The organism is Neisseria shayeganii 871 (assembly GCF_000226875.1).
Classification (GTDB): domain Bacteria; phylum Pseudomonadota; class Gammaproteobacteria; order Burkholderiales; family Neisseriaceae; genus Eikenella; species Eikenella shayeganii.
In genome coordinates this window covers 1,315,519-1,325,867 of sequence record NZ_JH164926.1, presented here as the reverse complement: position 1 = coordinate 1,325,867, position 10,349 = coordinate 1,315,519, and the positions used below count along the sequence as shown (strand labels likewise).

The following is a 10,349-nucleotide window of genomic DNA, read 5'->3' as shown; positions in this document are numbered from 1 at the left end:
CGAGATGTTTTTCGATGTGGTGGAGGGCGTCGGTGTGTAAAAAGCTGCTCATGAAGCAAATCCTCTGCATTCCTTGGGCTGGATGTGGGGAATGTAGAGGATTTGGGGGTGTTTTGCAAAGGTCTCAGGCTACCTGAAAGCCTTTCAGGTAGCCTTTCTCCTGCCAAAATAGCGCCAACAGCCGCTTGGAAAGCGCGTATAATAGCCGCCGTTTGAGTATCCGAAACAGAGAGGCCGCCATGTCCGTAAAATACAAACGTATCCTGCTGAAACTCTCCGGCGAAGCGCTGATGGGCAACGACCCCTTCGGCATCAACCGCGACACCATCATGGAAATTGTCGGCCAGGTGAAAGAAATCGCCGACATGGGCGTGCAGGTGGGCGTAGTGGTCGGCGGCGGCAACATTTTCCGCGGCGTATCCGCCCAAGCGGGCAGCATGGACCGCGCCACGGCCGACTACATGGGCATGATGGCCACCGTCATGAACGCACTGGCTCTCAAAGACGCTTTTGAAAGCCTAGGCCAACCCGCCCGCGTGCAATCGGCCCTCTCCATGCAGCAGATTGCCGAAACCTACGCGCGGCCCAAAGCCATTCAATATCTGGAAGAAGGCAAAGTGGTCATCTTCGCCGCCGGCACCGGCAACCCCTTCTTCACCACCGACACCGCCGCCGCCCTGCGCGGTGCCGAAATGAACTGCGACATCATGCTCAAAGCCACCAATGTGGACGGCGTCTATACCGCAGACCCGAAAAAAGACCCGGCCGCCACCCGCTACCAAACCATTACCTTCGACGAAGCCATCATCAAAAACCTGAAAGTGATGGACGCCACTGCATTCGCCCTCTGCCGCGAACGCAAGCTCAACATCGTCGTCTTCGGCATCGCCAAAGAAGGCGCCCTCAAGCGCGTGGTAACGGGCGAAGACGAAGGCACCCTGGTACACATTTAATTTGGCCGCCGCCCGCCCTCAGGCTACCTGAAACCGAAAAACAATCATTGATCATAATCCAAAGGAAATCCCATGCTGAATGACATCCAAAAACAAGCCGACAGCAAAATGCAGCGCTCGCTGGAAGTATTGCGCGAAAACCTGGCCAAAGTGCGCACCGGCCGCGCCCACACCGGCCTGTTGGACCAAGTGGAAGTGGAGTACTACGGCAGCCCCGTGCCCGTGAGCCAAGTGGCCAACGTGACCCTGCTCGACGCGCGCACCATCGGTGTCAAAGTGTACGAAAGCAATATGGCCGCCGCGGTGGAAAAAGCCATCCGCGACTCCAACCTCGGCCTCAACCCCGCCGCCATGGGCGACGTGATCCGCGTACCGATGCCCATGCTCACTGAAGAGCGCCGCAAAGACCTGATCAAAGTGGTGCGCGCAGAAGCCGAAGACGGCCGCGTGGCCATCCGCAACGTGCGCCGCGACGCCAACGACCACATTAAAAAATTGTTGAAAGACAAAGAAGTGCCCGAAGACGATGCCCGCCGCAGCGAAGAAGCCGTGCAAAAACTGACCGACAAATACATTGCGGAAGTTGACAAAATGCTGGCCGCCAAAGAAGAAGACCTGATGGCCATTTAAGCCGCCGGTGAAACCGACCCTCCGGTGCCCCCTCCTTCCGTTCAGGCTACCTGAAAACGCCAAATAAAAGGCTTTCAGGTAGCCCTTGTCTTACTCCACTGCCCCAACCGCCCCGAGAGGAGCCCGCCATGAGCAGCAGCACCCAAACCATCCCCTCTCCCACCGCCACTCCCCGCCACATCTGCGTGGTGATGGACGGCAACGGCCGTTGGGCGAAAAAACGCTTCCTGCCCCGCGTGCTCGGGCACAAGCACGGCGTGGGAACGCTGGAAACCATGGCCGCCCGCTGCTCCGAATTGGGCGTGGCCTACCTCACCGTATTCGCCTTCTCCACCGAAAACTGGCGCCGCCCCGAAGACGAAGTATCGTTTTTGATGAAGCTGTTTATGCGCGCGCTCAAAGTGGAGGCGGAGAAAATGCACCAAAACAATATGCGCTTGAAAGTGATCGGCAGCCGCAGCCGCTTCTCCCCCGAGATCATCGCCGGCATCGAAGCCGCCGAGGCGCTGACCGCCGCCAACACCGGCCTAACCCTCACCGTAGCCGCCGACTACGGCGGCCGTTGGGACATCTTGCAGGCCACCAACCAATTGATACGGGAAGGCAAAACCGAAATCACCGAGACCGATTTGGCCGCCCGCCTGATGCTGGCCGAAGCGCCGGAACCCGACCTCTTTATCCGCACCGGCGGCGAAACCCGCATCAGCAACTTCATGCTGTGGCAGATGGCCTATGCCGAACTGTATTTTACCGATGTCTTGTGGCCGGACTTCGACGCCGCCGAACTCGACAAAGCAGTACAATCTTTCCAAAAACGCGAACGCCGCTTCGGCCGCACCAGCGAGCAGCTGCCGCCGGAACTGCAACGCTCTTGATACAACCCGAATCTTTGCATAAACCTTAGAGGATGCCGTTCAAGATACCACAGCGCAAGCAGCGTGAACGCTCAGCACTCCCTCGTAAAAGATATATCAGATAAGCGAGCAAGCGGCGCCCCCAGGCATAAACGCATAACGCAGAAATACGCCCCAGATGGTATTGCAAAAGTCTCAGCGCTATGCGAGCCCGCCGCTTAGCTCGCTTTGGTGTAGCGGTTTCCCGGGCAAAACAGCGGCCATGGCTTATGAAGCACGCTCCCCGGTCGAAGCATGATGATGTCGGCCTCTTCCGCGAAAATCTTGACGCCCGAGTTCGCTGACCCAAATATCCAAGCGCATATCATGCTGCTCTGCAGGCAGACGCTCCACTTGCTGGCAGGCGAAGCCCACTCCTATTTTTAAAGGCGGCAAACGCCCGCGCACGGCCGCCAAAGTGACGTCATAATAGCCGCCGCCCTGCCCCAAGCGGCAGCCTCGCGTATCCACGCCCACCAAAGGAATCAACATCAGATGCAGGCGGTGGGCACGGATTTTTTTGCCCGGAAACTGCGGAATGGCCGGTTGTTTATGCCGCTTGCGTTCGGCAATAGCGTGTTCGGGATAGGGGGTAAACCAAAGGCGCAATGCCCCGGCTTCAATATAGGGCAGATACAGCTGCACACCGCGCCGCCGCGCGGCCTGCAGCAAACCGTCCAAACGCAATTCACTACCAACCGGCCAATATACCCCCCAACGCTTACCCCGTTTCAGGTAGCCTTTCAGCAGATTCGCCACGCGCCGTTCAGCTTGTCTGCGTTTGGCCGGCGGCAGACGCTTTCTCGCCTGCCGCAATTGCTGCCGCAGCAAAGCCTTGTGTTGGATCATCTCACCTCCCATCGGCAAACAGTTTCATGCCATAAACTCCGTACACAAAAAGGGCCTGCCCGAAGGCAAGCCCTTTTTTAAGCCGTGATCAACACATTAGAATTTGTGTACGATACCGGTACCCACTGCCCAAGATTTGGCACTAGCGTCATTAGAAGTAGCTTTTTCACGCAACCAGCCCAAAGACACCAAACCGGTGGTGCGGCGGGAGAAGGCGTAATCGGCACCGGCTACTACTTGAGTGTAGCGCTCGCCGCTGGTGCTGGCTTTACCGTAGGCAGCAGTCAGTTTCGGAGTAACTGCGCCGAAGGTGTAAGCGCCAGACAGTTGGATTTCGCTGGTTTTATCAGTACCAACATCACTGTTAGTCAGGCCATCAACATTACGGGCATATTGCAGGCCCAAGCCCACATACAGATTATTGGCATCATAACCACCACTCAGGTTGTGGATATGAGTGTCTTTCTGACCGCTGCGGTAATCTTGGTATTCTACTGCATAACGGGCAAAGAAACCGCTGTTGTTGTAACCCAAGCCCAATCCGTATACAGGCTGACTGTCATTCTTGGGGCTTGCTGCCGGATTTGCATTGTTACCCGGGGTATATTGCGCCATCAGCTCGAAACCGCCCCAGTTGGGAGAGGTGTAGTTGATACTGGTGTGGCGTTTACCGAAACGGGTGTAACGATCCAAACCCAAGATGTCGCTCTTGTATTCCCAGTTGTCTTGGGCTATTACTGCTTCACGCAGCGGAGAGCTAACATAACCGGCGCGAACGGTACCGAAGCCGCCTTCCAAGCCGATGAAAGAATCACGACCGTCAAAACCAACTTCGCCGCTACCTACGCTGGCTTTGGTTTCGATTTGCCAAATGGCTTTCAGGCCGTTGCCCAAATCTTCAGAGCCTTTGAAGCCGATACGGGTACCGTAGTCAACGATTTGGAAGGCTTTTTCTTTGTGGCCGGAAGCGACACGACCAGAGTTGTTTTCGTATTCAACACCGGCTTTAACGGCACCGTACAAAATTACTTCAGCTGAAGCGGCAACCGGCAAGGAAACCAATGCCAATGCAATCAGGGTTTTTTTCATTGCTGCATTCCTTTTCTTAGTCTAAAAAAACAAACTCAAAGAAGCTGCTTGTTCTTCAAGTTATTCACGTCATCGCCGCGTTAGCGATTTCATGGGGCGTAATATAATTGCTGGACTGCAAAAAAACAAATTTAATCCGCACCCCGGCCATACAAACCGTGCAGCACTTGTAGATTTTCTACCACAAAATGAATTTAACATTATGAATGATAATGAATTTTACAAATTAACAGAAAATCATGTACGGCTCGATCAATTTGTTGCTTTTTTGCCAACTCCAAGCAGTCTGTCCCTCGTCTCTCGCCTGCCTGCAAAAGGAAAAAGGCTACCTGAAAGCTAAATTTCTTCATGAAACCCTGCTTTTCAGGTAGCCCCTTGGGGCATCCGGTCTGTTTAAGGCTTAAGGCGCAGATTCCATCTGTGCTGGTTTCGTACGCACGGCCATACGCCAGTTGAGCAGCAGCATGGCGCCCGCCACCACCAAACCGATGATGTCGGTCAGGGTTTCCGGCACGATCAGACAGAATGCGCCGACGGCCATCACGATACGCTGCCACATCGGAATATGGGTTTTGAAGTAGCCTTCCACTGCCGCAGACAAGGCCAGCACACCCATGATGGAAGTCACCGTTACCATGGCGATCACATGCCAAGCCGGCAAGGGGAAGGTTTTGGCGGTAACGGCGGCGTTGGTGACATCGATCATCATCATGTTCGGGTTGTACACAAACATAAACGGTACGATAAAACCGGCCAAGGCGAGCTTGAGCGACTGGAAGCCGGTTTTCATCGGATCGCCGCCGGCAATGCCTGCGCCGGCAAAAGCGGCCAAGGCCACCGGCGGAGTGATGTTGGCGAAGATGCCGAAATAGAACACAAACATATGCGCCACCAATACCGGCACGTCAAAACCGGCCAGTGCGGGGGCGGCCATGGTCGCGGTGATGATGTAGGCCGGAATCGAGGGCAAGCCCATGCCCAACACCATGGAGGCCAACATGGTCAGCACCAGGGTGAGAAACAGGGAGCCTGCGCCCAGGGTCACGATGGAAGAAGTCATCACCGTGCCGAAGCTGGTGAGGTTGACCACGCCGATGACCACACCCACCATGGCACAGGCCGCCATCACAGACAGGGATTGTTTGGCGCCGTCGGCCAAGGCGCCGATGATGTCGCTCACGCCCATACGGGTTTCCGGGCGCAACATGCTGATGGCGACGGTAATGCCGATGGTGTAGGCGGCGGCATAGCCCACCGGCACCGATTCGGCCAGCATCCACACCAGCGCCACAATCGGCAGAAGCATGTGGCCGCGGGCTTTCAACACTTCTTTCACGCGCGGCAAGTCGGCCTTCGGAATGCCTTTCAAATCGCGGCTGCCGGCACGGAAATGGACTTGGGCAATCACGCCGAGGTAATACAACAAAGCGGGCAGCAGGGCGGCCAAGGCGATGGTGCCGTAAGATACGCCGGTGGTTTCGGCCATAATGAACGCAGAGGCACCCATAATCGGCGGCAGAATCTGGCCGCCCACCGATGCACTGGCTTCCACCGCGCCGGCAAAGTTTTTGTGGTAGCCGATTTTTTTCATCAAAGGAATGGTAAACGCACCGGTGCCGACCACATTGGCCACTGCCGCGCCGTTGATGCTGCCCATAAAGCCGCTGGAAATCACCGCCACCTTGGCCGGGCCACCCTGTTTGTGTCCGGCCAGTGCCAGCGCCAGATCGTTAAACAGCTGGCCCATGCCGGAGCGCGCCAAAAAAGCGCCGAACAGGATAAACAGGAAAATGAAGGTCACCGAAGCGCCGATGGCTGAGGAATACAAACCTTCGGTTTTCAGATAAAGCTGGCCGAAAATGTCGCCCAAATCGTAAGGGCGGGTGAGCAGCCGGTCAGGCATAAAGCCCATGTGGCTGATGAAGGGATAGGCCAAAAATACCAAGGCGAAAATCGGCAGAATCCAGCCGGTGATGCGGCGGGTGCTTTCCAACACCACGGCCACGGTAATCATGGAAAACACAATGTCCATTTGGTTCGGAATACCGCCGCGCACGGTAACGATGTCTTGGTACTGCCAAATCAGGTAGCCTGCGCTGGAAAAAGCGGCCAACACCCACAGCCAGTCATACCAAGCCACCTGCTTGCGGCTGCTGCGCTTGGCGGGCGGATAAATCAGAAAAATCAGCGCCACGCCCACGGCAACGTGCACCGATCGCTGCACCAATTCGGGCAAAGGGTTGAAGGTAATATAAAGATGGAACAGCGAATAGGCCACGGCAATCACCGCAATCAAAGTGCGCACGGCCTTGCTCTGCGGATTCCGCGTAACCGACTCGCGGTCGTATTTTTCCAAAATTTCCTGCGACTTGGCCGCAGCTTCTTGTTCATGGTTCATCAACAATCCTTTTCAAAAAACCATTGCAGCCGGCTTTGACGGACCGGAGCAATGTTGACCGCCGTGTAATCCGGCAGCATGCGGTAAAGCGGCAGCACCCGCTGACCCAGCCGCATCTCGCCCTGCATATTGCGCGACACCATCCAATTGATTTCAGGCAGCCGCACTTCGCTGCTCAGGCCGACGTAACCCGGCGGCGCCGGTATCGGGCTACCTGAAACCGGCACGCCCGCTCCGAAAGCCTGAATATACGTATGGCGCAGATGCAGGCTGCCGTTCTCCAACACATAAGCTTCCTGCCAATACTGCTTTTCTACCGAGTGGCGCCACTTCAAGACAAATTCCGGGTGCGGCCACACACAGCGCAGCGTCTCTGCTTGCAGCACAATTTTTTCCTGCGGCTGCCACAAAAGCCACAGACAGAAACAAGGCGCAAGCCAAGTTGCGCCTTGCCCTACCTTTTTCAGGTAGCCTGTTGCCATTTATTGGGCGGCGGATGCAGCGGAAGCCGGCACCGCAGCAGCTTCAGACGCCGCCGGGGCTGCCGGAGCCGCTACCGCGCCCACTTCGTCATAATAGCGCTTGGCACCGGCATGCAAAGGCGCCACCAAACCTTTTTGCGCACCTTCAACACTGATGCCTTTGGCAGCCTGGTGGGCGGTTTGCAATTTGTCCAGATTCTCAAACAGCGCTTTGGTGAGCTGGTAAACGTCTTCTTCGCTCATGTCTTTGCGCACCACCAAGGCATTGAAAATGGCGGCGGTGGGGATGTCTTCGGCATTATTATAAGTGCCTTTCGGAATCGGCATGGCGTTGAAGAACGGCGTGGTTTGGGCAATTTCTGCCAGCTTGTCGGCCGGTACGGCCACCAGCTGCAGATCGAAGCCTTGTTGCAGTTCCATCAAAGAAGAGTTGGGCAAGCCGCTGGTGAGGAAGGCCGCATCCAGCTTGCCGGCTTTCAAGGCATCCGCCGCTTCGGCATAACCCAAGTAATCCACTTTGATGTCGGTGTAGTTGATGCCGAAGCCGTTCAGCAGGGCACGGGTAGCCAACTCAACGCCGGAACCTTGTGCGCCCACGGCCACCCGTTTACCGCGCAAATCTTCAATCGATTTGATGCCGGAAGAGGCGGAAGTGACGATTTGCACATAGTTCGGGTACAGCGCGGCGATTTGCTCCACATTTTCCACTTTACGGCTGAAGCTGCCCTGGCCGTTGATTGCGTCGCTCAAAGCATCGCTCATCACAAAGGCCATTTCCAGTTTGTTTTGGGCCAGCAGATTCAGGTTTTCTACCGAAGCGCCGGTGGTTTGGGTTTTGGCGTTCACGCCGAATTTTTGCGCATACAGCTCGCTCAAAGCGGTGCCGATGATGTTGTAGGGGCCGGAAGCGCCGCCGGTGCCCACGGTCACGAATTTGGTCTGCAGGCCGTTTTGTGCCGCCTGCTCTTGCTGGGGTGCCGCATCACTGCTTGCGGCGGGTTTGGCGGCATTGTCTCCGCCACAAGCTGCCAATGCAGCAGCCAATGCCAGCATAATCAGTTTGGAAGAAGTGTTTTTCATGGCATATCTCCGAAATGAAGTCGTAAAAAAGAAATATAGAATGCGCAGCACATCCGCATAACCCGTCAAATTAACGGAAATTAACTGCCAGCGCAACTGTCTTTACGAGGTATGGCACACAGGAAAAATTTTAGCCCTTACCTTATAATGACTTCCCTAACCAAGCCATTTGATTAGCCGGCCGCCTTTTCAGGTAGCCTACTCTATTTTTACGGAACCCCCCACCATTTATGAGCCATACTGTCCGCCTGCAATTTGAAGACATCGACAACACCGTGCTGCAACGCCTGTGCGGCCCGCTCGACAGCCACCTCGCCACTCTCGGCCGCGCCCTAAACCTGCAAGTGAGCCGCCGTTTCGAACATTTCACCTTTCTCGGCGAAGCCGCCCATGCCGGCCGCCGTGCCCTGCTCGCACTGGCGGAACTGGCACAAAGCCGCGATTTGGACGACAACGACATCCGCCTGGCCGCCGTGGAAGCGCAAACCGCCGATAGCGCCTTTCAGCCGCAAACCGACGCCAACCACCAATACCACTTCCGCACCCGCCGCGGCAACCTCAGCGGCCGCACCCCGCGCCAAAACGGCTACATCCGTGCCCTGCTTAATCACGACGTGGTCTTCGGCCTCGGCCCGGCCGGCACCGGCAAAACCTATTTGGCCGTGGCCGCTGCGGTGGATGCCATCGAAAAACACCAGGTCGAGCGCATTGTTTTGGTGCGGCCGGCGGTGGAAGCCGGCGAAAAGCTCGGCTTTCTGCCCGGCGACTTGGCGCAAAAAGTCGATCCTTATCTGCGCCCGCTTTACGACGCCCTGTACGACCTGATGGGCTTCGATCGTGTCACCAAGCTGTTGGAAAAAGGCCTCATCGAAATCGCCCCCTTGGCCTATATGCGCGGCCGCACCCTCAACGGCGCCTATGTGATTCTGGACGAAGCGCAAAACACCACGCCCGAACAAATGAAGATGTTCCTCACCCGCATCGGCTTCGGCGCCAAAGCCGTGATTACCGGCGATTTGAGCCAAATCGACCTGCCGCGCAACATCAAATCCGGCCTCAAAGACGCCAAAGAAAAACTGGCCGGCATCGAAGGGCTGTATTTCCACACCTTCACCAGCGAAGACGTGGTGCGCCACCCCTTGGTGCAGAAAATCGTCGATGCCTACGATGCCGCCGAAAGCGAAGCAGCAGACAAGGAGCGAAACGAGGAACGCAGGTCGCACTGATGCGCTTGGCCAAGCTATGTAACCAGCGGCAAAACGCACGCCCTGCAAGTACTTTCTAATGATCCCGCCTACCTTATTTCCCGACCTCGGGCTACCTGAACACAATCTTCTGCCCTACGACGGCGAAGTCCGCCTGCTCGGCAGTCCGTTTGCCGCCGCCGAAGCCGACCATTACCTGCACAGCCTGTTACAAGACACCCCTTGGCAACACGACCAAGTGCGGCTCTACGGCAAAACCCTCACCACCGCCCGCCAAACCGCCTGGTACGGCGACAACGGCCTGCTTTACACCTATTCCGGCATCGCCCGTGCCGCCCGGCCATGGACGCCCTTGCTGCTCGAAATCAAACAGCGGGTTGAAGCGCACGCCGCCGCTGTCTGCAAGGCGCACTTCAACAGCTGCCTGCTCAACCTCTATGCCGACGGTCGGCAAGGGATGACTTGGCACAGCGACGACGAAGCCGAACTCGGCCCGGTCATCGCTTCACTCAGCTTCGGCGCCACCCGCCGCTTCGCCTTCCGCCACAAACAGACGCAAGAAAAACGCATTCTGCCGCTGGCGCACGGGCAACTGCTGCTGATGTACGGCACCACCCAGCAATACTGGCAACACGCGCTGCTGAAAAATAACGCCGTCAAGCAGCCCCGCATCAACCTGACGTTCCGCACCATACTCGCCAACCATGCGGGGCCGGCAGGTCGAGCCCGCCGGCACCACCACAAAAAGGCTACCTGAAATGCTTTCAGGT

Annotated in this window: 11 protein-coding genes; 6 read left to right on the top strand and 5 right to left on the bottom strand. The window is 56.7% G+C overall.

Annotated features, from left to right (window positions below; translation table 11 throughout):
- Positions 1 to 239: 239 nt before the first annotated feature.
- The 3 genes from pyrH to uppS all read left to right on the top strand — a co-directional run bounded on the left by pyrH (position 240) and on the right by uppS (position 2,458).
- Positions 240 to 953 carry a UMP kinase gene (gene pyrH / locus HMPREF9371_RS06115; RefSeq protein WP_009119113.1) on the top strand — a complete coding sequence of 238 codons (714 nt, stop codon included), beginning with the start codon at positions 240 to 242 and terminating at the stop codon, positions 951 to 953.
- Positions 954 to 1,025: 72 nt separating this feature from the next.
- Positions 1,026 to 1,583 (top strand): ribosome recycling factor, encoded by a 558-nt coding sequence (frr, locus tag HMPREF9371_RS06110; RefSeq protein ID WP_009119112.1) that lies wholly within the window; start codon positions 1,026 to 1,028, stop codon positions 1,581 to 1,583.
- 128 nt (positions 1,584 to 1,711) lie between these two features.
- A complete protein-coding gene (gene uppS, locus HMPREF9371_RS06105; RefSeq protein ID WP_009119111.1) occupies positions 1,712 to 2,458 on the top strand; it encodes a polyprenyl diphosphate synthase in 747 nt (248 codons plus the stop codon).
- Positions 2,459 to 2,704: 246 nt separating this feature from the next.
- On the opposite strand, the gene HMPREF9371_RS06100 is transcribed toward uppS, so the two are convergent.
- On the bottom strand, positions 2,705 to 3,325 hold the full coding sequence (locus HMPREF9371_RS06100; RefSeq protein WP_040660272.1) for a 5-formyltetrahydrofolate cyclo-ligase: 621 nt from the start codon (positions 3,323 to 3,325) through the stop codon (positions 2,705 to 2,707).
- Between the two features lie 96 nt (positions 3,326 to 3,421).
- Positions 3,422 to 4,414: a porin gene (locus tag HMPREF9371_RS06095; protein WP_009119109.1), complete on the bottom strand. Its 993-nt coding sequence runs from the start codon at positions 4,412 to 4,414 to the stop codon at positions 3,422 to 3,424.
- 91 nt (positions 4,415 to 4,505) lie between these two features.
- Between HMPREF9371_RS06095 and HMPREF9371_RS12525 the strand changes: the two genes are divergently transcribed.
- Entirely contained in the window at positions 4,506 to 4,754 is a 249-nt protein-coding gene (locus HMPREF9371_RS12525; RefSeq protein ID WP_156786999.1) for a hypothetical protein, read from the top strand.
- A 60-nt stretch (positions 4,755 to 4,814) separates the two neighbouring features.
- Here HMPREF9371_RS12525 and HMPREF9371_RS06090 read toward each other — a convergent pair whose 3' ends face one another.
- From HMPREF9371_RS06090 to HMPREF9371_RS06080, 3 genes are all read right to left on the bottom strand, one after another.
- On the bottom strand, positions 4,815 to 6,812 hold the full coding sequence (locus HMPREF9371_RS06090; RefSeq protein ID WP_009119107.1) for a TRAP transporter permease: 1,998 nt from the start codon (positions 6,810 to 6,812) through the stop codon (positions 4,815 to 4,817).
- Positions 6,812 to 7,147 (bottom strand): DUF1850 domain-containing protein, encoded by a 336-nt coding sequence (locus HMPREF9371_RS06085; RefSeq protein ID WP_198003615.1) that lies wholly within the window; start codon positions 7,145 to 7,147, stop codon positions 6,812 to 6,814. Before HMPREF9371_RS06085 ends, HMPREF9371_RS06090 begins: the two co-directional genes overlap by 1 nt.
- A 147-nt stretch (positions 7,148 to 7,294) precedes the next feature.
- The gene (locus tag HMPREF9371_RS06080) at positions 7,295 to 8,374 is read right to left on the bottom strand and encodes a TAXI family TRAP transporter solute-binding subunit (protein ID WP_009119105.1); all 1,080 of its coding nucleotides are present in this window, start codon (positions 8,372 to 8,374) and stop codon (positions 7,295 to 7,297) included.
- Between the two features lie 230 nt (positions 8,375 to 8,604).
- Between HMPREF9371_RS06080 and HMPREF9371_RS06075 the strand changes: the two genes are divergently transcribed.
- Complete coding sequence (locus HMPREF9371_RS06075; protein WP_009119104.1) at positions 8,605 to 9,600, top strand: PhoH family protein; 996 nt, start codon at positions 8,605 to 8,607, stop codon at positions 9,598 to 9,600.
- 58 nt (positions 9,601 to 9,658) lie between these two features.
- On the top strand, positions 9,659 to 10,336 hold the full coding sequence (locus tag HMPREF9371_RS06070; RefSeq protein WP_009119103.1) for an alpha-ketoglutarate-dependent dioxygenase AlkB family protein: 678 nt from the start codon (positions 9,659 to 9,661) through the stop codon (positions 10,334 to 10,336).
- Positions 10,337 to 10,349 lie beyond the last annotated feature (13 nt).

Bases quoted from the DNA above. Each gene is read 5' to 3' on its own strand.
- HMPREF9371_RS06080 (WP_009119105.1), bottom strand. From the start codon at position 8,374: ATGAAAAACACTTCTTCCAAACTGATTATGCTGGCATTGGCTGCTGCA.
- pyrH (WP_009119113.1), top strand. From the start codon at position 240: ATGTCCGTAAAATACAAACGTATCCTGCTGAAACTCTCCGGCGAAGCG.
- frr (WP_009119112.1), top strand. From the start codon at position 1,026: ATGCTGAATGACATCCAAAAACAAGCCGACAGCAAAATGCAGCGCTCG.
- HMPREF9371_RS06095 (WP_009119109.1), bottom strand. From the start codon at position 4,414: ATGAAAAAAACCCTGATTGCATTGGCATTGGTTTCCTTGCCGGTTGCC.
- HMPREF9371_RS06070 (WP_009119103.1), top strand. From the start codon at position 9,659: ATGATCCCGCCTACCTTATTTCCCGACCTCGGGCTACCTGAACACAAT.
- HMPREF9371_RS06100 (WP_040660272.1), bottom strand. From the start codon at position 3,325: ATGATCCAACACAAGGCTTTGCTGCGGCAGCAATTGCGGCAGGCGAGA.
- HMPREF9371_RS06075 (WP_009119104.1), top strand. From the start codon at position 8,605: ATGAGCCATACTGTCCGCCTGCAATTTGAAGACATCGACAACACCGTG.
- uppS (WP_009119111.1), top strand. From the start codon at position 1,712: ATGAGCAGCAGCACCCAAACCATCCCCTCTCCCACCGCCACTCCCCGC.
- HMPREF9371_RS06090 (WP_009119107.1), bottom strand. From the start codon at position 6,812: ATGAACCATGAACAAGAAGCTGCGGCCAAGTCGCAGGAAATTTTGGAA.
- HMPREF9371_RS12525 (WP_156786999.1), top strand. From the start codon at position 4,506: ATGGGGCGTAATATAATTGCTGGACTGCAAAAAAACAAATTTAATCCG.